A 21065-nucleotide genomic window follows, 5' to 3' on the forward strand; every position below is an offset into this window, starting at 1 on the left:
CAGCAGCGTAATTATGTGTGCGGGCCGCAGCCCGCCTGTCGCGCCTGCGTTACAATCACCATCCTTACCGTTGGAGAAATACATGCAGCAATATCAAGATTTGATCAAGACCGTGCTCGAAACGGGCAGCTGGCAAGACAACCGCACAGGCATCCGCACCCTGAGCGTGCCGGGCGCCATGATGCGTTTCGACTTGGCCAACGGCAATTTCCCTGCCGTGACGACCAAGAAACTGGCTTTCAAATCCGTGATCGGCGAATTGTGCGCCTTCCTGCGCGCCTCGCGCAACGCGGCCGAGTTCCGCGCGCTGGGCTGCAAGGTATGGGACCAGAACGCCAATGAAAATGCGCAATGGCTGGCCAACCCCTACCGCGAAGGCGAAGATGACCTGGGTCCCGTGTACGGCGTGCAATGGCGCCAATGGCCCGCGTATAAACTGCTGGACGCCGACCAGCCGGCACAGATCGCCGATGCGCAAGCGAACGGTTTCACCCTGATCGCCCCCATCGCCGAAAACGGCGTGCAGAAAGTGCTGCTGTACAAGGCCGTCGACCAGTTGCGCGAATGCCTGGACACCATCATGCACAACCCCGGCAGCCGCCGCATCCTGTTCCACGGCTGGAACCCGGCCGTGCTGGACGCAGTCGCCCTGCCCGCCTGCCATTTGCTGTACCAGTTCATCCCGAACGCCAGCACGCGCGAAATCTCGCTGTGCTTATATGTGCGCAGCAACGACATCGGCCTGGGCACGCCGTTCAACATCGCCGAAGGCGCCGCCCTGCTGCACCTGGTGGCGCGCCTGACGGGCTACACGCCGCGCTGGTTCACGTATTTCATCGGCGACGCGCACATCTATGAAAACCACCTCGACATGGTGGAAGAACAGCTCAAGCGCACACCGTTCCCGGCGCCGCGTTTCGTCATTTCCGACCGCGTGCCCGACTTTGCCAAAACCGGCAAATACGAGCCGGAATGGCTGGAAAAAATCGAGCCGTCCGATTTTTCGCTGGAAGGCTACGAACATCACGCGCCCATCAAGGCCGCGATGGCCGTCTGATGGCGGTCGCACCGCTGGCAGCCCTGCACCGCAAGCTGTTTGATGAAACCGACGGAAACAAGTTCGCCCGCCTGAAGGACAGGCTGCTGAAAAAGTATGCTGCCGACGAGCGGCAAGCCGTGCTCGCCATCCTGATCGCTTACGCCAGGGACGGCCAGCTGCTGCACTGGCGCGCCTTCCTGATGACGGATATCGTCGCCCTGGCCGAGCCGGGCGAATACGGCGATTTTTTCAGCTGGAGCCTCGATATGGACGGCCTCGCCTACTGGGGCGTGGATGGCATGCTCAAAAGCATGGGCAAGGCGGCGTATGCTCCGCTCGTGGCCCTGGCCACTGCGGAAAATGCCAAGCTGAGCGTACGCGCCAAGGCCGTCAAAAGCCTGGCCGTGTTCAGCCGCCAGCCTTTCGATGCGGGGTTGCCTTACGATCCCGGCCACTGGAAGGCAGAACAGCTACGACTGGCCGACGTGCTGGTCTGGCAGCGCGACGCTTATCCGGATGGCGCAGGCCATGCCGTGCCCGTCACCCACGCGTCGCTCGAGGATCCCCGCACACCGCTGGAAAAAGCCGCGGCCAGGCTGGAGAAAAAGCTGGCCGCCAGTCGCAAGAAGGAGCAGGACCTGGCGCAGCCATCGAACTGGCTGACCATCGCCAGCGCCGCCGACATGGCCGGCATCGCGCAGCGCTGGGCCTTGCCGGAGCACTACCGGCGCTTCCTGGCTTGCCATTCGCCGCTGCGGGTGTTTATCGACAGCCGGCAGTATTTCCAGGGTTTGAGCCTGTATGGCGCGGCCGGACTGGTCAAGGCCCAGCACGGTTACGCCTGGAATCCCGTCAGCGGTGAAGCCATCGCCGGCTGGCCGGAACAGTATCTGGTGATCGCCGACGCGGGCGCCGATCCATATTGCCTGGACCTGGGCGCCGTCGCCGATGGCGATGCCCCCGTGTATCGCGCCGAACATGGCATGGGCACATGGCGCTTCGAGCGCCATGCGGACAGTTTCATCGACTTCCTGAACGAGATCGCGACAGCGGCCTAGCCGGCCTCGCCTCCCGGACCGCCCGGGCCAGGGCCGGGGCCGCCTGGCCCGCGTCCGCCCGGCGGGCCGAAGCGCGGTTCGCGCTCGCCCTCTTTCGCCGCCGACGTGGCGCCGCCCAGGCGGTACGACAGCCCCACATAAATCATGCGTCCATCGAAGCGCCGCGTGCTCGTCTCGCGCAGGGAAGCGCTGTTGATGACGGTTTCCATCTTGTTGCTGCTAAACACATCGGTCACATTCATGACCAGGCTCAGCTGCGGCGTCACCGTGTGGCGCCAGCTTACATTCAAGGTGTTGTTCGGCGAGCGGTAGCCCTGCCCCGACAGCATCTTGCCTTGCATTTGCAGGGCCAGCTGCAGTTGGTTCGCCGTATTGAGCTGGTAATTGAGGCGCGCGCGGCCGCTCAGGGCATTCGCCGTGCGCGTGCTGCGGTTGCCCAGGTCGTCCGAACTCGTCTGCTGGCTGCGCGCCAGGTTGCCGCTCGTGTTCAGGGTCAGCGATGGCGTCAGCTTGCCGCTGACGCTGAATTCCAGGCCGCTCGAATGGCTGCCTTCGCCGTTTTCGCGCGTGGTCAAGAGCACATTGTCGCTGATAAAGTAACGGTAATCGACGATGGCGTCCGTGTCGCGCCGGTGGTAGGCGCGCAAGCTGCTTTCCAGGCCCGCGATCTTCGTTTCATAACCGATCTCGAACGAGTCCGTCTGCGTGGGTTTCAGCTTGGGATTGCCGGCCGACACATTGAACTCGTCGCGGTAAACCACGTAAGGATTCAGGTCGCCCGCATTCGGGCGGCGGATGCGGTGCGCATAGCTGAAGCGCAGGTTGCTCTCGTCGCTGACCTTATAGGTAGCGAACAGGCTGGGAATATAGTTGACGTAGTTGTTGCTGGCCTCGACGCCGCTGGTGATCTGGCGCACGTTCAAGTCCGTGTATTCGGCGCGCAAGCCGGCCAGCGCGCCCCAGCGCTCGCTCAGGCGCATCTGGTAGGAGCCGTACAGCGCGATGGTGCGCTCGTCCAGCTCGAAACGGTTGCTGCGCATGGGATTGACGGTCTCCAGCAGGCTGCCCGGGTTGATGTCCGTATATAAGGTATCGAAACTGCTCTTGTTGTCGGCTACCTTGTAGCCCAGCTTGGCAGTGCCGCCCGCCAGCGGACGCTCGTAGTCGCCGCTGAAGTCGACGATGCGGTTGCCCGTCTCGCTGTGTTGGCGCGCGCGGCTGTCGAAGGCATTCACGGGCGTCACCGCGTAGGTATTGGCGTAATCGCTGTCGCTCTCGTTGGTCGACGACGAAACGCGCAAGTCGATCTTCAGCGACTCTCCCGGCAACTCTCCCTTGTGGTCGTAGCGCGCGCCCCAGCTGTAGTTGCGGCTGTCGCCGTTGCGCACGGTGCTGCGCACATAGTCGCCGATGGTGCTGCCCGTGCTGTCGCCATTGATGTAGCGGTCGAGCGAACGCTGGTCGTTGCTGCGGCCGTTATACGACACGCTGGCGGCCAGGGTATCGTTGGCGTTCAGGTTGTAATTCACAGTGCCGTGCAAGCCCAGCGAATCATTCAAGCCATTGTTGTTGGACTGCTGGCTGCTGGGGGCGAATGCCCCCGTGTCGCGTTCCAGGCGCTCGCGGCTGACCTCGCCCACGGAATTGCGGCCGTCGTGGCGCACATTGATGCCGCCCTGGTAGCCCCACGGCCCTTCGTTGTAGGTGCCGGACACGGCACTGTTGTAGCGCCCCGCGATGCCCGCATTTGCGTTGACGGTGGCAAAGCCGCCCGGCTTGCGGTTGCGCCGCATCACCAGGTTCAGGATCGGGCCGCCACCGGCTTCGTTGCCGAACTGGGCACCGGGATTGTTGATCACTTCCACGGACTCGATATCGTCGGCCGCCATGGCGTTCAGGGTGGCGCCGCGCGAATCGCCCTGCAACATGGCTGACGGCTTGCCATCAATCAATATCTGCACATTGCTGCTGCCGCGCAGGGAAACGCTGCCATCGGGGTCGACGGCCACCGACGGCACATTGTTCAAGGCATCGGCCGCCGTGCCGTTGCTGCTGCCCACGTCGGACTTGACGTCGTAGACTTGCCGGTCAATGCGGCCCGTGGGACGCTCGGCCGTCACGCTGACGGAAGGCGGTGTATCAATGGCGGGCGTCTTGGCCGGTGCCGGCTTGACGACGGTGTCGCCGGTGGCCGCGGCCTGTGCCTGAGCGGAAACATTGGCAGACAGCAGGCTGCCGCCAGCCAGGCAGCAGAGAACAATTTTATGCATGAAATAAATAGCCCAGGAACTGTGAGGCGCAACGCAAACGCGTGGCAACCGGGAATCGAATGCCATGATTCTAGGGGCCAACGCATAGGCAAACAATTGCAATTTACTTCAATTTACAAATCTCTTGCGCTTGTGGCATTACAGCCTCACACCTTGGGGAGCAGCTAGGTCAGCAAGCCATTGCTACGTGCCAGTTTCAGCCAGCCCGGATACTCCGTCATCAGCAAGTCATACAGTTCCTCATCGCTGTGCTCGTCGGGCGAGCTGACGGAAAAGTAATTGGCATTATCGACCAGGCGTCCCTGCAATTCGTCGAGCTTTTCCAGGAAGGGGAAGTCGGAATCGGCAAAGGCGGCGAGGAACTTGCTTTTCGATTTGCGCCCCTTGCCGATGCCCATGAATTGCCAGAAGATCGGTTCATTGCTGGCCCAGCGCAATTGCTTTTCCGTCGTCGCCTGGTCGCTGGTGCCGCCATCGGTAACGAACATGACGTACACGGGCAATTCCGCCGCGACGGGGCGCGTGCGCTCGCCGCCGGCCGCGTCAGGGAAGTAAAACGCGCGGATCGCCTGCATGGCGGCGCCATAGCGCGTGTCGCCTTCCAGCGGGTGGCGGATGATCGCCCGCCCCACATAGGTGTTGCAGTTGCTCAAGTCCATGGGTGCCGGATGATGGACGTTCTTGCCGAACAGGAAAACATCGATCTCGCCATCGTCGTCGAACTTGCAGCCCAGGGCCAGGATGCGTTCGGCAAAGCGCTGCACCAGCCCCTCTATATACAGCCGCCCCATGGAACCGGAAATATCCAGGCACAGGCAGACCTTGGCGCGGTGGTCAAGCAAGCCCACTTTTTGCAGCGACACGCCCGCCTGCTTGACCAGGCTGACCAGCTGCGGCGCTTCGCGTTCCACGCGCTTTTCCAGGTTGATCTTCGCCTGCATGACGGCAGATGCCGGCGCCGCCGCAGGCGTAGCAGGAGCGGCAGGCGCGGCCTGGTCGACTTCCCCGCCGAAGTGGCGCACCAGGGAGTCGAGCCCCCCATTGAAACCTTGCCCCACGGCCATGCAGCGCCAGCCGCCATCCTTGCGGTAAATTTCCGCCAGCATGACGGCTTTTTCCTGTGCGAAATCACCGCCCGCGAAGGCGAAGCGGGCCAGTTCGCGTCCGTCCGCCAGCAGGCGCACGTGGCCAGATTGCAGCTGCGACATCACGCCGCCGCCATCGATGGATGCCGTCACGACAAGGCGGTCTATGCTGGCGGGCAAGCGCGCCAGTTGCATGGCAAACTCGGTCATGTCGCCAGCGCTGCCCGAACGCGCTTCCACGCCGCCGCATGGCGTGCGCGGCTGGTTGAAAAAGGTCATGTAGCGCTCGTCGGACAGTTTGCCGGCCGCATCGAGACCGAAACAGGCCACGTCAAGCGCCAGCCCCTGCGCGGCCACGCCGACCTGCAGCACGCCGTCGGGAACGAGATTGGCCAGCGGCAAGCGCTGTCCTTTGGACAAGGTTTCCATCAGTGTCTCCTAGGCGATGTAGCGGCGCGGATTGTCCGCATTGAAATCATCTTCGTCTTCCTTGTCCTCGCCCTTGAAGACGACGGGACCATTGAAGGCCAGCTGCAGGTTCTCGCCCTGCCAGCTCAGCCACGGCGTCGCTTCGCTGCCCGGTTCCGACGTCTTGCCCGACGGTTCCAGAATGATGCTGTCGGGCGTGATGCGCGCCATGCCGATCACATAGGTGTAGACGGAATCATCGTCGGCCGCCTTGGACAGGCGGAAATCGAACGCGCACTCGACGATCTGCTCGCCATATTGCATGACCATCTTCGGCCGCATGGAAGCAACGGAGACGGCGCCATTGGCCAGCGCCGAATACACGCTGAAGACAAGCCCCACCGTGCCGCCGTAATGCTGCGCCAGGGCGGGATTGACTTCCACGGTCTCCGTGGCGGGCTCCTTGCCCGATGCGCCCGCCACGTCGCCCAGGTGGAGCACGAAGGGCATGGCGCCAAAGTTGCCGGGCGTATCGGGCGCCTGGATGAAGCGCATCTGGCCATTCGGCAAGAGGATGCCGACCCGCAAATCAAGGTCGTCGTTGTCGTCGTCGCCATCGCCGTTATCGACCCAGGTAGCCTTGACGGTGAGTTTGCCCGGCGCGCCGGCGCCCTTTTCCAGCGACACCTTGTGCGTCTGGCCTGCCTTGGTCAGCGAGATTTTCGACAGGAAAATCTTGGGTGATGGCACCGTTTCCGCTGCCGCCTGCGCCACTTCACCGCCAAAATGCGCGACCAGCGCGTCCAGCCCGCCATTGAAACCCTGGCCCACGGCCATGAAGCGCCAGCCGCCGTCCCTGCGGTAGAACTCGCCCAGCATGACGGCTTTTTCCTGCGCAAAATCAGCGCCCGCATAGGTGTAGCGGGCCAGTTCGCGCCCGCCGTCGAGCAGGCGCAGGTAACTGCTGCCCAGCTGCGCCATGGTGGCAGCGCCATCGATGGCGGCCGTGACGACCAGGCGCTCGATGGAGGATGGCAAACGCTCCAGCTGGTAGCTGAAACCGGCCGCATCGCCGGACGGCGCCACGGTTTCCACGCCGCCACACGGCGTGCGCGGCTGGTTGAAGAAAGTCATGTAGCGGTCGTCGGACAGCTTGCCGTTGGCATCGAGGCCGAAACAGGCAAAGTCCAGCGGCACGCCAGCGCTGGCGAGGCCCAGTTGCACGACATTGCCCGTGACGAGGCCGGACAGCGCCAGGCGCTGCCCCTTGATCAGGTTTTCCATGGAGTCAGGGAGAAAGAAAGGAGGGACAGAACCGGGCAGCGATGCCACCCGGTACAGTTACGCAAACAATTACTTTTTATGCATTAATGCCGAACGAGCGTGCCAGAGGACCCAGGCCGCCTTTGAAACCCTGGCCGATGGCCTTGAATTTCCATTCGCTGCCGGCGCGGTAGATTTCGCCGAAGATCATGGCCGCTTCCGTCGAGCCGTCTTCCGACAGGTCGTAGCGGGCGATTTCCGCGCCGTTGTCGCCATTCAGGCAGCGGATGTAGGCCTTGCCGACCATGCCGAAGTTCTGCTTGCGGTTTTCCGCGTCGTGGATAGTGACGGCCACGGCGATCTTGTCGATATCGGCAGGCACGTTGGCCAGGTCGACGGCAACTTTCTCGTCATCGCCATCGCCGCCGCCCGTGGTGTTATCGCCCGCGTGGACGATGGAGCCGTCAGCCGACTTCAGGTTGTTGTAGAAAATGAAATCGGCATCGGAACGGGCCTTGCCATCCGTTTTCAGCAGGAAGGCGCTGCCGTCCAGGTCAAATGCGGCGCCATCGGTGGCGCGCGGGTCCCAGCCCAGGCCAATCACGATTTTCTTCAAGCCAGGAGCTTCCTTGCTCAGGTTGACATTGCCGCCTTTTTGCAAACTGATCGCCATGGTAATTCCTCTTTAATGTGGGGGTTGCATTCGGTGTTTCAGGTCACGTCGCCAGCGTACCGGCTTGATGAGCCATGAGCCTACCATAAAGTTACTGCTTGCCAGCCGCGCACTATTGAAAATAATGCCATGCGGAAAATACCATGCCGCTGCCCCAATGCGCAAAATGACGGATAATGCCGCTCGACAAAAATTTTTACCATCCTGACCCCAGGCTTGTCCTTGAACAATACCAAGATACGACTCGACTGTATTCCCGGCACCCTGTGCGACGAGCGCCTGTGGTCGCGCCTGGCGCCTGCCCTGGGCGACGCCTTTGATCTGCAGCACGTGCCCCTGCACCAGGCGCGCACGCGCCCGCAGATGCAGCAGATGATCGCCAGCCACAGCGCTGCTCAAGCCCATCTGGTGGGCTTTTCGCTGGGCGCCTACCTGGCGCTCGAACACGCGCTGGCGCACCCGCAGCGCGTCCAGTCCCTTACTTTGATCGCCAATTCCGCCAAAGGTTTGCTGCCGGCGGAGGTCGAAGCGCGCCAGCGCATCGTCGCCATGCTCGAGCGCAATGCCTATGCGGGCATCACGCGCCAGCGCCTGCGCGAACTGCTGCACCCGTCGCACTTGGAGGACACCGGCATCACGGGCCTGATCCAGCAGATGGGGCTGGACCTGGGCAAGGACGTGCTGCTGGCGCAATTCATCACCACCATCGCCCGCCCCGACCTGATGGCGCGCTTGCCGGAACTCGGTTTTCCCGTGCTGATTGTGGGCGCCGAAGACGACAAGCTCGTCGATCCCGACGACCTGCGCGCCATGGCGGCCCGCCTGCCGCAAGCCACCCTGCACCTGCTGAAAGACAACACCGGTCACATGATTCCGCTGGAAGCACCAGGCGCGCTGGCCGACGCCATGCGTGCGCATCTGGAGACCGCCGGCAATTTCAACGATAATGGCGGGCATCGGGCATCGCCCCCACCTTTTTCACAGAACCAATGAGCTTACTGACCATCATCGTCGCCACCGACCAGCAAGGCGGCATCGGCATCGACAACACCCTGCCGTGGAAACTGCCGGAAGACCTCGCGCATTTCAAGCGTCTGACGACGGGCCATCCCATCCTCATGGGCCGCAAAACCTTCGATTCCATCGGCCGTCCGCTGCCGAACCGCCGCAACATCGTCATCACGCGCAATCCGGACTGGCGCCATGAGGGCGTGGAAGCGGTGTCGTCGCTGGAAGCGGCTATCGCGCTGCTGGACGGCGCCGAAGGCTATGTCATCGGCGGCGCGGAAATCTACCAGCAGTCGCTGGCACTGGCACAGCGTTTGATCATCACGGAAATCGGCCAGACGTTTGATTGCGATGCCTTTTTCCCCACCGTTGATCATGCCGTGTGGCAAGAAACCGCGCGCGAAGCGCATGTTTCGGAGAAATCCGGCCTGCCTTACGCCTTTGTCACGCTGCAACGCAAAGCCTGATAAGGTTATATTGACTAGCAGAATGTTGCTGTAATACCCCTGTCACACCCATGCGTCACGCTAGCGCACGCTTGTGACGCTTTGCTACGATATTTTTTTCCCGCAGACGCCGCATTTCTGCGAGAATCCCGTTCTTATTTTTTTTCTGCGGCTGCCGGGTTGCACTACCGCCTGACCGTCGCGCCCTAGTCCGCCCCTTCACATATGTCAGGGGCGGCTTGCTTTTTTGGAGACATGCATGAAATTTCGTTTCCCTATCGTCATCATTGACGAGGATTTCCGTTCTGAAAATACGTCCGGCCTGGGCATTCGCGCCCTTGCCGCCGCAATGGAAAAAGAAGGCATGGAAGTGCTGGGCGTGACCAGCTACGGCGATTTGTCGCAATTTGCCCAGCAACAATCGCGCGCGTCAGCCTTCGTGCTGTCGATCGACGATGAAGAATTCGGCGCCGGTTCCATTGAGGAAACCGATCACGCCTTGAAATCGCTGCGCGCCTTTGTCGAGGAAATCCGCTACAAGAACGCCGATATCCCTATTTATCTGTATGGCGAAACGCGCACCTCGCGCCATATCCCCAACGATATCCTGCGCGAACTGCATGGTTTCATCCACATGTTCGAAGATACGCCGGAATTCGTCGCGCGCCACATCATCCGCGAAGCGAAATCCTACCTGGACGGCCTGTCGCCGCCATTCTTCCGCGCACTGGTGCACTACGCCAACGACGGTTCCTACTCATGGCACTGCCCCGGCCACTCGGGCGGCGTGGCCTTCCTGAAGTCGCCGATCGGCCAGATGTTCCACCAGTTCTTCGGTGAAAACATGCTGCGCGCCGACGTCTGCAACGCCGTCGAGGAACTGGGCCAGCTGCTCGACCATACGGGCCCTGTCGCCGCGTCCGAACGCAATGCCGCGCGCATCTTCAATGCCGACCATTGCTATTTCGTCACCAACGGTACCTCGACCTCGAACAAGATGGTGTGGCATTCGACCGTGGCGCCAGGCGACATCGTCGTCGTCGACCGCAACTGCCACAAGTCGATCTTGCACTCGATCATCATGTGCGGCGCGATTCCCGTATTCCTGATGCCGACGCGCAACCACCTGGGCATCATCGGCCCTATCCCGCTGCATGAGTTCACGCCGGAAAGCATTGCCCGCAAGATCGAGGCCAATCCGTTCGCGCGCGAAGCGAAGAACAAGAAACCGCGCATCCTGACCATCACGCAATCGACTTACGATGGCGTGATCTACAACGTGGAAACCCTGCGCGAAATGCTGGACGGCAAGATCGACACCCTGCACTTCGATGAAGCGTGGCTGCCGCACGCCACCTTCCACGATTTCTACAAGAATATGCACGCCATCGGCAAGGATCGTCCGCGCGCCAAGGAATCGATGATCTTCTCGACCCAGTCCACGCACAAATTGCTGGCCGGCCTGTCGCAGGCCTCGCAAATCCTCGTGCGCGAATCGGACACGGTCAAGCTGGACCAGGACGCCTTCAACGAGGCTTACCTGATGCACACATCGACCTCGCCGCAGTATTCCATCATCGCCTCGTGCGACGTGGCCGCGGCCATGATGGAAGCGCCGGGCGGCACGGCCCTGGTGGAAGAGTCGATCATGGAAGCGCTCGATTTCCGCCGCGCCATGAAGAAGATCGACCAGGAGTGGGGCCAGGACTGGTGGTTCCAGGTATGGGGTCCGGCCAGCTTCAACGACGAAGGCATGGGCCAGCAGGAAGACTGGATGATACGCGCCGAGGATGACTGGCACGGCTTCGGCGACCTCGCTCCCGGCTTCAACATGCTCGACCCGATCAAGGCGACCATCGTCAACCCGGGCCTGTCGCTGGACGGCCAGTTCGGCGACACGGGCATCCCCGCGTCCATCGTCACCAAATACCTGGCCGAGCACGGCGTCATCATTGAAAAATGCGGCCTGTACTCGTTCTTCATCATGTTTACCATCGGCATTACCAAGGGCCGCTGGAATACCCTGCTGACCGCCTTGCAACAGTTCAAGGATGACTACGACAAGAACCAGCCGATGTGGCGCATCCTGCCGGAATTTGCGGCGGCCAACCCACGCTACGAAAAAATGGGCTTGCGCGACCTGTGCCAGCAGATCCATGATTTCTACAAGGCCTACGACGTGGCCCGTTTGACGACGGAAATGTATCTGTCGGACATGATCCCGGCCATGAAGCCGTCGGACGCCTTCGCCAAGATGGCGCACCGCGAAATCGAGCGCGTGGCCATCGACGAACTGGAAGGCCGCATCACGTCCATCCTGCTGACGCCGTATCCACCGGGTATTCCGCTGTTGATCCCGGGCGAGCGCTTCAACAAGACCATCGTCGACTACCTGCGCTTCGCACGCGACTTCAACGAGCGCTTCCCCGGCTTCGAGACGGATGTGCATGGTCTCGTGAAACGCGAAGTCGATGGCAAGCGCGGCTACTTCGTCGATTGCGTCAAACTGGATGATTAATGACGGCACATCCAATCTACTGCGCGGCGCGCTTTGCGGCCGGCGATGCTCACCGTACTGGAGTACGGTTGCGCTTCTCGGCCACAAATCACTGCCGCTCGCGACGATTGGATGAACCGTCGTGACGTTCGTTAAAAACGGTTAATTCTGACGTTTGTTGAACGCCATTCATTCACGCCACCTTTCAGGTGGCGTTTTTCATTTCAGGCCAGCGCGCACGCTTGCGCCAGATCAAACGGTTGGGGTATCGGGCTTCTAAGATGGGCGACTCGTGCCCTCGTGATGGCTGGCATATGACGCTCAAGGTGTGGCTGGAAATCATGCAGCAGGCGGCGGCTGGCAGTGGCGCCTTGCTGATGACGGCCTTGAAGCAGGCTCAGGTAACTGTAGCCCGGCGGCACGATGGCGAGGAAGACGGCGCGGGCATCGTGCTGTTTGCCGAGACCGATAAGGCGCTGCTGCAAGCGCTGCCGGCGCTGTGCGGCCATGCCCGCGTGCTGGCCATTGCCGCCTGCGGCCGCCCTCCCAGCTGCGCGCAACAGCGGGCCCTGATGGCGGCAGGCGCGCTCGATGTGCTGCTGTGGCCTGGCTGCACCGTCGATGCGGGCCAGGTGCTGGCGCGCCTGCAGCGCTGGCAGGCCGTGGCGCAGATACTGGCATCCAGCGCCGTGCGCCAGCATCTGGTGGGCGACAGCGCGGCCTGGACCGCCTTGCTGCACCAGGTAGTGGAAATGGCCGCCTTCAGCCAGGCGTCGATGCTGATCACGGGCGAGACGGGCACGGGCAAGGATTTACTGGCGCAACTGATCCACCGCCTCGGCAACTGCAGAGGCGACTTCACCATCCTCGACTGCACCACCCTGTCGCCGGAACTGGCCGGCAGCGAACTGTTCGGCCATGAACGGGGCGCTTTTACGGGCGCGGCGGCTGCGCGCGACGGCGCTTTTGCCCTGGCCGACGGCGGCGTGCTCTTCCTCGATGAGGTGGGCGAACTGCCGCTGCTCCTGCAAGCGCAGCTGCTGCGCGCCATCCAGGAGCGCAAATACAAGCGCGTGGGCGGCAATACCTGGCAGCCGACGCAATTCAGGCTCGTCTGCGCCACCAACCGCGAACTGGAAGGCGAGGTGGCGCGCGGCGCATTCCGCGCCGACCTGTATTACCGCATCGCCGGCTGGCGCTGCCAGATACCGCCCTTGCGCGAACGCCAGGACGACATCCTGCCGCTGGCCCGCCATTTCCTCGCTGAACTGGCCCAGCAGCCGCCGCCCCCGCTGGACGCCGCCGTGCGCGAATACCTGCTGCTGCGCGACTATCCGGGCAATGTGCGCGAACTGCGCCAGACCGTCACGCACATCTGGCACCGCCATTGCGGCCCCGGCCCCATCACCATCGGCGCCCTGCCCCCGGAAGAACGGCTGCTGGCGCCGCACTGGCCCGACCAGCACTTCGAAGCGGCCGTGCGGCGGGCACTGGCCCAGGGCTGCACGCTGTCGCACATCACGCGCTGCGCCACCGACACGGCCATCCGCCTCGTGCTGGCCGATGAGCGCGGCAACAACCAGCGCGCCGCCGCCCGCCTTGGGGTGACCGACCGCGCCCTGCAGCTACGCCGCAAGGCGGCCGCTTGCGCGACGCAAGCCGAAACTGCCGCTACGATTGCGATTCCGCCGGCCGCGCCTTGATCTGCCTCAAGCCAGCCGCGCCAGCCGCAAAAAATTGCCGCCCGTGATCAGCGCCATATCCCGCGGCGGCAAGCCCAGCAACTGAATCTTGTGCAATTCCAGCCCCGGATGCAGCCAGGGACCATCGGAACCGAATAAGACCTTGTGCGGTCCCGCGCGGCGCACGGCCTGCTGCAGCAAGTCGAAACGCCGCACGCCCGAGCTATCCGTATGGATGTTGCGGTGGCGCACCAGATGGTCGATCAGCGCCAGCTGCGCGGCCCAGTCGTCGCCGAAGCTTCCCAGGTGCGGCAGGATGAAATCGACGTCGGGATACTGCTGCGCCAGCAGCTCGGCCACAGCCACCTCGCCGGCCGGGTCGTACAGCACGGGCAAGCCGAAGAAACGGGCCGCCTCGCACACTTCGCCGCTGATGCGCGCGTCCAAGCGGTGCGCCTTGACGCCGACAAAGCCGTACCGCTCGACGGCCGTGCGCACCAGGTCCATGATGCGGCCCCGGTCGCGCCGCGCATGCACGAAGGCAAAGCCGTAGAAACGCTGTGGATCGGACGACACCAGGCGCGCCACGCCATGGTTGGCGATGGCGTAATCGGAATGGAAGGTGGCGAACAGCACGCTGCGGGCGATGCCGGCCGCCTGCGCGCGGCGCAGGTAGGCTTGCAGCGGCGCATCGCTGTCCCACGGCCCGCTCAAGCCGTCGCCCGGTCCCGCATGGCAGTGGCAATCGATGATCATCTTGTCGCGCTATTGCCAGTCGCCCATGACGACGATGCGGTTGCCGCGCCGGCGCCAGCGCCCGCTCTCCTCCTCGCCCTGCGGCGCGGCCGAACGAAAATGCGGCAGTTGCTGATGCAGGGCCCGCGTCAGCGCGCTTTCCACGGCACGCGCGCTGCCGTCGCCGTCGGCAGCCAGGCGTGCCGCCTGCCCCGCGATGCGCACGAAGCGGCGCGCCAGCTCCAGTTCGCGGTCGGCCGGCGCCTCGGCTTCCATTTCCAGTTCCAGCGCGTTGCTGGCGGCGCGCCCCAGGGCCGAGCCGAGCGCCGTGCCCACGCCCGGTATCGGGATCATCGAGCCCAGCGCGCCGCCGACAAAGGGCAAGGCCGTCTTGGCCACGGCCTTCAAGGCGCCACCCAAAGGCTTGGCCACCTTGGCAATGGTCGAGCCCACCTTCTTGACACCCTTCCACACGCTCTTGAAGACATTGCCGAGAAACTGTTCCAGTTCCGCTTCGCTGGACACTTCCAGCAATTCCATGGCCAGCTGCAGTTCTTCCTCTTCGCTGAAGACGGCCGGCGCGCGGCCCTTGCCGGACCAGTCCTGGCCGAACTCCAGCACTTCAAACGCAGCGCCGGCCCGCTGCCGGCATTGCGCGCATTCGCATTCGAGTTGGTGCATGATGTTCTCCTTCGCAGTCGTCAAAGCGCTGTCGTCAGCCCCACATTTCACCCAGTACGGCCAGTTCCAGTTCGCGCCGCTGGTTCGTCAGCACGCCGCGCTGGTTGGCAAACATGTCGTCGTGGATGCGCTGTTCGATCCGGCGCCGCTGCACCGCCGAGGACAGGGGCGCCACATACACCTGGTGCGCGCTCACGTCGACGGCCAACATCTGGCCGCACAGCCGGTGCTGCAGCAAACGCCGGTGCAGATCGTCCGTCTGGCCGCTGTAGGCACGGCGCCTTCCACCCGCATCGAACTCGATGACGTACAGGCCCGGCCCCCGGCCATTCGCGTCGCGCAAGGCGTCGGCGAGCGTCCCCAGCGCCTGGTAGCGCAGGGCGGCCGCTTCCGGCACCCGGCCCATGGTGCCAGCCAGGGTGGGCGGGACTTCGCCCTGCTGCTGGTCATCGTCCTGCCCCTGATCCTGGCCCTGGTCCGTATCCATTCCCTGGTCCGGCCCCTGCTGGTCGCCAAAGGCCGGCTCCGCCACAGGATAAGCCGCCGGATAAATGGTCGGGTAGATGGGCGCATAGCCGCCCCAGCCCCGGTAGCGCGGCGGCAGGTAGGGCATGGGCTGGGGAGCAAAGCGGGGCAGACGGCGGCCCTGCCCCTGGTAGCGCGGCGGCGCGGGACGGCGCGCGCCTCGCAGCGGCGGCCTTGCACGCAGGCCGCCTCGCCCGCCGCCAGGACGCATGCGCTCTTCCTCCCATTCCCCCTCTTCCTCCCCTTGCCACTCCTGCGACCACTCTTGCGACCACTCTTGCGACCATTCCTGTTCGCCGGCCGCCCCTGGCTGCCCCGCAAAGGGCAGTATTTCAAACGCTTCGTTCATATCGCCTCCTGATGTGATGTTCAAGCAAGCCCATCGCCTGCTCCAGTTGCTGCGGCGTCTGGTCGGCCCGCAGCAAGAAAGTCAGCGCGCCGGGACCGTCTCCCGCTTGCGCCAGCGCCAGCACGCCCGCTGCGCGCAAGGCTTGCCGCAAATGGGCGCGGCCGGGCAAACGCTGCACGGGAAAGCTGCCACCGCGGCAGGCAATGCCGGCCGCCGCCATCCCCGCACTCCATTGCGCCACCCTGTCCGCCAGCCTGGCGCGCAGGGCGTCGCCATGGCGGGCATTGAGCGCCAGCGCGCGCCGCGCCGCCGCCAGCACGGCTGCCGAAGGCGGGCTGGCATGCACGCGCGTCTGGCTGTGCGCCGCGAAGCGCCGCAGCAGCTTGCGGCTGCCGGCCAGCACGGCCAGCGGCACGCCAAATCCCTTGGCCAGCGAGGCGCCGACGATCACGTGGCCGCCGCCCTTGTCGTAGCCGCCCGGCAAGCCATGCAGCCGCGCCGAGCCGCCACCGTCCGTGCCCGCCACGCCCAGCACCTGCGTATCGTCCAGCAGCAGGTAACCGCCTCCCTGGCATGCGAGGGCCGCATAGCCGGCCAGCGGCAAGACCTGTTCGCTGCCCGGCACATAGCCATCGGCCAGGATCAGGGGGCGCCGCCCTTGCCTGCCCCAGGCCGCCGCCAGTTGCCGCAATGCCGCCATCTCGCCGCTGGGAAACACTTGCTGCGGCAAGCCCAGCGCCTGCGCCCGCTCGGCGCCCCAGCGCGCGATGGCGTAGCTGCCGCCATCGACGAGGATCACCAGGCGCTCGCCAGCCAGCATGCCGAACAGGTCCCAGAACAGGTGCAAGGTCGACGGCAGCACACAGGCCGCCTCGCAGCCTTGCAGCGCAGCCAGGCTTGCTGCCAGGGCCTGCGCGCCGGGCGGCTCCTGCAGCGCGGCCGGCTGGCCCAGGCTCAAGCTGCTCCACGGCGCCAGCGCGGCCGCCGGATGGCGCATGCCCAGGTAGAGGGCGCTGGTAAAGTCGAGCATGCACGCGCCCCGCCCCCGCCCTAGACACTGCGCAGCTGCTGGCTCAGGCGCTGGCGCAGCAATACCGAGGGCATCGTCGATTCGATCGCCGGGTCGCTGCTGTCGACGGACAGGTCGACTCCGGTGGCGGCGCGGTAGCCGTGGATGTAGCCTTGCACTTGCGGGCGCCAGAAGCGCGCCCAGTTGAATGCCTGCGTCGGTTCATAGATGTCGCTCCAGTTGCCATAGCGCACGGACAGCAGCAATTGTTCGCCGAAGATGGCGAGGTTGCGGAAGTGCATTACGCTCGTATCCGTCCAGCCTTGCAATTTCTTCATGGCATCGACCCTGTCCATCCACGGTTCCGGATACGCCACCATCACGCGCGTAGGCAAAAATTCACGGAATTCGGGGCGCGCCAGCATCCATTGCTGCATCAGCATTTCGATGCGCGCCGTCGACGGCAAATCGCCGAACTGGTTGTGCGCGCCCTGCGACAGGATCAAATGAATTTCCTTGAGCGCGTTGAGCACGGGGAAGGCGTCCGCCTTCACGGTGGTGTCGTCATCCTGCTTGTAGAACGAAGTGAGCAGGCGCAGCAAGTGGTGGAACGCTTCCAGGAATTTGGAGCGGCTATCGGCTGGCCGGAAGTGCTGCACTGCCTTGCCATCCAGGCGCACACCGTAGTGATGGTCATACTCATAGTTCCGGCGCATCACGGTCAGCCGATGCTGCTCATCCTGCGTGTATCCCCACAGTAAATTATTCAACGGACGCAACATGTCGATTTCCGTGTTCGACAGAGGATCGAGTTGCTTGCCCGGCGCGCGCAGATTCTGGAAGCGTTGCGCGATGGCATTCATGGTTTGTACCAGCATGCCCTCTTCGTGCCAGTACGACCAGATCAGTTCCAGCAGGCAGGGATTGGCCAGCTTTTCCTGGATGATGCCAAAGCACAGGTCCACTTCGCCTTCCTGGCCGCGCGGGATGCTGATGGGGATGTCGGGCAGCTTGCGGCGGATCACGGCCAGGTAGGGCAAGGTCTGGAAACCATCGATGTTTTCCAGGTAATCGTTGCGCAGCACGGTTTCCAGGTCGCGCCCCTGGGGGATGTCGCGCCGGTCCAGGTAGGCGTTGTCTTCCGCGGGATTGAAGGCCAGCGGCTGGTTCAGCACGCCGCAATTGACCATCACGAACGCCTCCGTCGCCACTTTCAGCACGCGGTAGGAATCGGCATCCGAGAACGGCAGCGCGCGGCGCTGCTTGAGCTGCTGGAACATGTCGGCCTTTTTGACGAAGCGCTCCTGCTCGAAGCCGCGCACATTGGCCAGGTCGCCGCAAAACAGGCTGTCCATGAAATGCAGGTAATTCGTAAACGACATCGCTTCGGTGCTGTTGCGTATCAGGGTCCACAGCGGCAAGTCTTCCGTCGGCTCCGTTTCCGTGCGCGTCAGCGACACGCCCACATTGCCCGAGATGGGCTGAGGCTGGCGCTCCTCCGCCTCGTATTCCGCGTCCACGGCCAGCATGGCGTTCGGGCTCAACCCTTCCGGCACGGGCAAGGCATTGCGCAGCTCGGGACGCTGCGACAGCATCATCTGCCCCATGAAACGGTGCATGCCGGCGCGCCGCACGGGGGTGGAAAAGGCATTCGGCGCACCACGCATGGGTACCCACGGGGCGGCGGCCAGCACCTGCACCTGGTCGCGTCCGTCTGCGCTTTGATCGCCGTCAAACGAGACGGTGGCCACGGCACGGTCACCCACCCTGCCAAAATTGCAGTCGCTGGGATGGCAGTCCGCCGTTTCAAAAACCAGCCCCACCTGCGGATTGAGCTGCGGCTTGAAACACAGCACGGCGCTGCAGCCGGACTGCACCGTCACGCACTGCGGCGCCGTGGCGGGGAAATTGCCATACACCCCCACGTAGCTGCCCGTGGCCAGGTCGGCAAACACGGTACTGCCACGGCCATCCGTCCAGCGCACGCCCACCAGCATGGCGGGATCGGCTACCCAGGTGGCGGCATTGAAATCATGGCAATCCGCCTCGGCTCCCCGGTACAGGCTGATGGCGGCATTGACGACCATGGCCCCGCTGTCCTGCTCGTGCACGGTGACAGCGATGCTGCCGCCGTGGTGCTTCGGCCCCGCCTGGCCCGCCGCCCCGCTCCTGCGGCTCATCTTGCCACCCATATTGCTGCTCATCTTGCTGCTCATGTCATTCTCCTCAATGGATAATCAAACGCGATGCCAGGGGCGGCAGCGGCCTGCCGGGCTGGCGGCCATGCCGCACGACATCTGCGCACAGCTCCGACGTGTCCAGGGTGCTGCGCAGGGCCCAGTGGGTCAGCAAACGCCCCAGCAGCTCACTTTCGTCTTCCGGGCTCAAGGCACCGCTGGCGCGCGCCTGGCCCAGCACGGCGAACACCAGGGTCGGCGTCGCCCGGTACATCTGCCCCGGCGCCAGGTTCCAGCTGCGAAACAGCTGCGCCAGCATGGCAGGCTGGCGCGTGTGCACGGCCATGGCTTCGGCCAGCGAGCCGCCGCGCAAGGCCGGCGGCCGGTGCTGCACCAGCAAGCCCACCAGGGCAGCCATGCTGGCCTGCAACTGTTCCAGCAGCCGCTGCCGGGCAGGCGGCAGGCCGGCCAGCGGGTAGTACGACAGCCACAGTTGCTCCAGGCGGTCCCACTGCGGATGCGGATACAAGGCCCGTCCCATGGCGCAGCTCAGGCGCACCCGCAGCCATGGCACTGGATGGGGATCGTCGATATTGAGGCGGAAGACAAACACGCGCGGCAGGCTGACCACGCCGATCAGGCCCAGGGTGGCGGCCACGCCGACCCGCGCCAGCGACCAGAAATCGGCCACGATCTCGGAAATCCACCGCTCCCACAGCTGCCACACGTGAACAAAGCCGCTGCCGCCATGCTGCATCGCTTGCAGCACGGGCCGCAAGGACGCCACCAGGTCCAGTAGCGCAGCCCCCTGGTGGCCTATTTCGTGCACCAGCGACGAGGCGATGCTGCTGCCGATCATGCGTTCGCGCGGCAGGCGGATGATGGCGACGGGATTGTCGCCGCCGCCGGGCAGGCGCGTGCGCGCACGGCGGATGGCCGCGCCCGGCCCCCGGTCCAGGTAGCAGATCACGGGCGGCGCCTGATACACATTGCCGGGCAGCGCCAGCGCGTCGGCGGCAACGATGTCCAGGCCGGCCAGCCACACGCCCGTCTTGTGCTCGCTGCGCTGGGTGATGACTTCGTTGAACAGATCGAACTGGGTCAGCGCGGCATTGAACTTCAGGCGCAGGAAGGTAAAACGGCGCTGCGCCTCGGCGGCCGTGGCCACGCTGGCGCCATCGGCGTGCTCGCGCCGCAGCCACCACTGGAACTGGGCCACCATGCGCCGCAATGCGCGCCGGCCCTGTACCAGCTGGCTTTCGATGGCCGACTGGGCGCTGGGCATCAGGGCCGCCGCCAGCACCGTCGGCTCGATCAGCGCGAACGGCTCCAGCCGTGCCAGCCGCGTCAGCAGCGAGCGCGCCTCCTGCTCCAGCATCCAGGCAGCATAAGCGCCGATGGCCATGATGTCAGACCCCGTACAGGACGATTTTGTGACCCTGGCGCGCCCAGCGGCCACTGGACGGACGCATGCCGGCGCCGCTGCGCGCACCGCCCGGCGCCATGGTGCCACCCGCACCAGCGCCGCTGCCGTTCTGCGTGGAGACCTGGCTGCCGGGGCGGCCCAGCAAGCCTGGCGCGAACTGGCGCGCCGCCGCGCTGACCGCCGACTGGGCGATGGCGCGCGGATCGCCCGCACCGCGCGCTTGCGCGGCGCGGTTGACGGTATCGGCGGCCAGGCGCACGAACTGCTTGGCGCCCTCGAATTCGCGGTCCTCGTTCGACGACGCTTCCGCTTCCAGACCCAGTGCGCCGCCAGCGGCCGAGGCCAGGCCGCTGCCTATCTTGGCCCCCAGCGGGCCGCCGAAATAGCCGCCGATGGCACCGCCGGCCAGGGGAATGGCCTTCTTCGCCACGCCCTTGAGCACGCCGCCGATGGCTTGCCCCACGGGCGACTTGATGATGCCGCCCGCGACGGAAGCAGCCTTGCGCAGGAAATTGCCGAGAAACTGCTCGAGTTCGGCTTCATTGCTGACCGACAACAATTCATTCGCCAGCTCCATCTCCTCGGTCTCGGAAAACATGGCGTTCGCGCCCCCCTCGCCGCTCCACTCGCCCTGGCCAAACTCGAACTGCTCCGCTTCAAAACCGGACATCTCCTGTCCGTATTCCAGGGTCGTACGATCCAAGTCATGCATGATGAGCTCCTCAAAGTTATAA

Annotated in this window: 17 protein-coding genes; 6 read left to right on the top strand and 11 right to left on the bottom strand. The window is 64.3% G+C overall.

The genetic code is table 11. The features are described from left to right. Nucleotides 1-82: 82 nt before the first annotated feature. Both U0004_RS17840 and U0004_RS17845 read left to right on the top strand, forming a co-directional pair. A complete protein-coding gene (locus tag U0004_RS17840; RefSeq protein WP_034784426.1) occupies nucleotides 83-1057 on the top strand; it encodes a thymidylate synthase in 975 nt (324 codons plus the stop codon). After that, a complete protein-coding gene (locus U0004_RS17845; RefSeq protein ID WP_070254228.1) occupies nucleotides 1057-2097 on the top strand; it encodes an SMI1/KNR4 family protein in 1041 nt (346 codons plus the stop codon). The genes U0004_RS17840 and U0004_RS17845 overlap by 1 nt, the downstream gene beginning before the upstream one ends. Here the strand turns inward: U0004_RS17845 and U0004_RS17850 are convergent. The 4 genes from U0004_RS17850 to U0004_RS17865 all read right to left on the bottom strand — a co-directional run bounded on the left by U0004_RS17850 (nucleotide 2094) and on the right by U0004_RS17865 (nucleotide 7796). Further along, nucleotides 2094-4367 (bottom strand): outer membrane beta-barrel family protein, encoded by a 2274-nt coding sequence (locus U0004_RS17850; protein WP_070254227.1) that lies wholly within the window; start codon nucleotides 4365-4367, stop codon nucleotides 2094-2096. The two genes, U0004_RS17845 and U0004_RS17850, sit on opposite strands and share 4 nt — an antisense overlap. A 164-nt stretch (nucleotides 4368-4531) precedes the next feature. After that, nucleotides 4532-5881 (bottom strand): VWA domain-containing protein, encoded by a 1350-nt coding sequence (locus U0004_RS17855; protein WP_070254226.1) that lies wholly within the window; start codon nucleotides 5879-5881, stop codon nucleotides 4532-4534. Nucleotides 5882-5890: 9 nt separating this feature from the next. Then, on the bottom strand, nucleotides 5891-7144 hold the full coding sequence (locus tag U0004_RS17860) for a TerD family protein (RefSeq protein WP_070254225.1): 1254 nt from the start codon (nucleotides 7142-7144) through the stop codon (nucleotides 5891-5893). Between the two features lie 76 nt (nucleotides 7145-7220). Then, nucleotides 7221-7796, bottom strand: a complete 576-nt coding sequence (locus U0004_RS17865; protein ID WP_034784423.1) for a TerD family protein — start codon at nucleotides 7794-7796, stop codon at nucleotides 7221-7223. A 222-nt stretch (nucleotides 7797-8018) separates the two neighbouring features. On the opposite strand from U0004_RS17865, the gene U0004_RS17870 reads away from it, so the two are divergent. From U0004_RS17870 to U0004_RS17885, 4 genes are all read left to right on the top strand, one after another. After that, entirely contained in the window at nucleotides 8019-8789 is a 771-nt protein-coding gene (locus tag U0004_RS17870; RefSeq protein WP_081345474.1) for an alpha/beta fold hydrolase, read from the top strand. After that, a complete protein-coding gene (locus U0004_RS17875) occupies nucleotides 8786-9271 on the top strand; it encodes a dihydrofolate reductase (protein WP_070254223.1) in 486 nt (161 codons plus the stop codon). The genes U0004_RS17870 and U0004_RS17875 overlap by 4 nt, the downstream gene beginning before the upstream one ends. A 238-nt stretch (nucleotides 9272-9509) precedes the next feature. Then, nucleotides 9510-11768, top strand: coding sequence for an arginine/lysine/ornithine decarboxylase (locus tag U0004_RS17880; RefSeq protein ID WP_034784421.1), 2259 nt, complete (start codon nucleotides 9510-9512; stop codon nucleotides 11766-11768). 293 nt (nucleotides 11769-12061) lie between these two features. Continuing rightward, the gene (locus U0004_RS17885) at nucleotides 12062-13450 is read left to right on the top strand and encodes a sigma-54-dependent transcriptional regulator (RefSeq protein ID WP_115057522.1); all 1389 of its coding nucleotides are present in this window, start codon (nucleotides 12062-12064) and stop codon (nucleotides 13448-13450) included. Between the two features lie 6 nt (nucleotides 13451-13456). Here the strand turns inward: U0004_RS17885 and U0004_RS17890 are convergent, their stop codons facing one another. Genes U0004_RS17890 through U0004_RS17920 form a run of 7 tightly spaced genes read right to left on the bottom strand, consistent with a single transcriptional unit; the run spans nucleotide 13457 to nucleotide 21043 of the window. After that, on the bottom strand, nucleotides 13457-14185 hold the full coding sequence (locus tag U0004_RS17890; protein ID WP_070254221.1) for an amidohydrolase family protein: 729 nt from the start codon (nucleotides 14183-14185) through the stop codon (nucleotides 13457-13459). A 9-nt stretch (nucleotides 14186-14194) separates the two neighbouring features. After that, nucleotides 14195-14845, bottom strand: a complete 651-nt coding sequence (locus tag U0004_RS17895; protein ID WP_070254220.1) for a hypothetical protein — start codon at nucleotides 14843-14845, stop codon at nucleotides 14195-14197. A 34-nt stretch (nucleotides 14846-14879) separates the two neighbouring features. Continuing rightward, nucleotides 14880-15719 carry a GIY-YIG nuclease family protein gene (locus U0004_RS17900; RefSeq protein ID WP_070254219.1) on the bottom strand — a complete coding sequence of 280 codons (840 nt, stop codon included), beginning with the start codon at nucleotides 15717-15719 and terminating at the stop codon, nucleotides 14880-14882. Next, complete coding sequence (locus U0004_RS17905; RefSeq protein WP_070254218.1) at nucleotides 15703-16749, bottom strand: aminotransferase class I/II-fold pyridoxal phosphate-dependent enzyme; 1047 nt, start codon at nucleotides 16747-16749, stop codon at nucleotides 15703-15705. The genes U0004_RS17900 and U0004_RS17905 overlap by 17 nt, the downstream gene beginning before the upstream one ends. Nucleotides 16750-16769: 20 nt before the next feature. Beyond that, complete coding sequence (locus U0004_RS17910) at nucleotides 16770-18944, bottom strand: hypothetical protein (protein WP_070254217.1); 2175 nt, start codon at nucleotides 18942-18944, stop codon at nucleotides 16770-16772. A 10-nt stretch (nucleotides 18945-18954) separates the two neighbouring features. Continuing rightward, on the bottom strand, nucleotides 18955-20310 hold the full coding sequence (locus U0004_RS17915) for a hypothetical protein (RefSeq protein WP_070254216.1): 1356 nt from the start codon (nucleotides 20308-20310) through the stop codon (nucleotides 18955-18957). Nucleotides 20311-20314: 4 nt separating this feature from the next. Further along, nucleotides 20315-21043 (bottom strand): hypothetical protein, encoded by a 729-nt coding sequence (locus U0004_RS17920; RefSeq protein ID WP_071653624.1) that lies wholly within the window; start codon nucleotides 21041-21043, stop codon nucleotides 20315-20317. Nucleotides 21044-21065: the final 22 nt, after the last annotated feature.

Origin of the sequence: Janthinobacterium lividum, from assembly GCF_034424625.1 — a bacterium.
Lineage (GTDB): Bacteria > Pseudomonadota > Gammaproteobacteria > Burkholderiales > Burkholderiaceae_D > Janthinobacterium > Janthinobacterium lividum.

Coding starts and splice junctions, on each gene's coding strand:
- U0004_RS17840 (WP_034784426.1), top strand. CDS start 83: ATGCAGCAATATCAAGATTTGATCAAGACCGTGCTCGAAACGGGCAGC.
- U0004_RS17845 (WP_070254228.1), top strand. CDS start 1,057: ATGGCGGTCGCACCGCTGGCAGCCCTGCACCGCAAGCTGTTTGATGAA.
- U0004_RS17850 (WP_070254227.1), bottom strand. CDS start 4,367: ATGCATAAAATTGTTCTCTGCTGCCTGGCTGGCGGCAGCCTGCTGTCT.
- U0004_RS17855 (WP_070254226.1), bottom strand. CDS start 5,881: ATGGAAACCTTGTCCAAAGGACAGCGCTTGCCGCTGGCCAATCTCGTT.
- U0004_RS17860 (WP_070254225.1), bottom strand. CDS start 7,144: ATGGAAAACCTGATCAAGGGGCAGCGCCTGGCGCTGTCCGGCCTCGTC.
- U0004_RS17865 (WP_034784423.1), bottom strand. CDS start 7,796: ATGGCGATCAGTTTGCAAAAAGGCGGCAATGTCAACCTGAGCAAGGAA.
- U0004_RS17875 (WP_070254223.1), top strand. CDS start 8,786: ATGAGCTTACTGACCATCATCGTCGCCACCGACCAGCAAGGCGGCATC.
- U0004_RS17880 (WP_034784421.1), top strand. CDS start 9,510: ATGAAATTTCGTTTCCCTATCGTCATCATTGACGAGGATTTCCGTTCT.
- U0004_RS17885 (WP_115057522.1), top strand. CDS start 12,062: ATGACGCTCAAGGTGTGGCTGGAAATCATGCAGCAGGCGGCGGCTGGC.
- U0004_RS17890 (WP_070254221.1), bottom strand. CDS start 14,185: ATGATCATCGATTGCCACTGCCATGCGGGACCGGGCGACGGCTTGAGC.
- U0004_RS17895 (WP_070254220.1), bottom strand. CDS start 14,845: ATGCACCAACTCGAATGCGAATGCGCGCAATGCCGGCAGCGGGCCGGC.
- U0004_RS17900 (WP_070254219.1), bottom strand. CDS start 15,719: ATGAACGAAGCGTTTGAAATACTGCCCTTTGCGGGGCAGCCAGGGGCG.
- U0004_RS17905 (WP_070254218.1), bottom strand. CDS start 16,749: ATGCTCGACTTTACCAGCGCCCTCTACCTGGGCATGCGCCATCCGGCG.
- U0004_RS17910 (WP_070254217.1), bottom strand. CDS start 18,944: ATGAGCAGCAAGATGAGCAGCAATATGGGTGGCAAGATGAGCCGCAGG.
- U0004_RS17915 (WP_070254216.1), bottom strand. CDS start 20,310: ATGGCCATCGGCGCTTATGCTGCCTGGATGCTGGAGCAGGAGGCGCGC.
- U0004_RS17920 (WP_071653624.1), bottom strand. CDS start 21,043: ATGCATGACTTGGATCGTACGACCCTGGAATACGGACAGGAGATGTCC.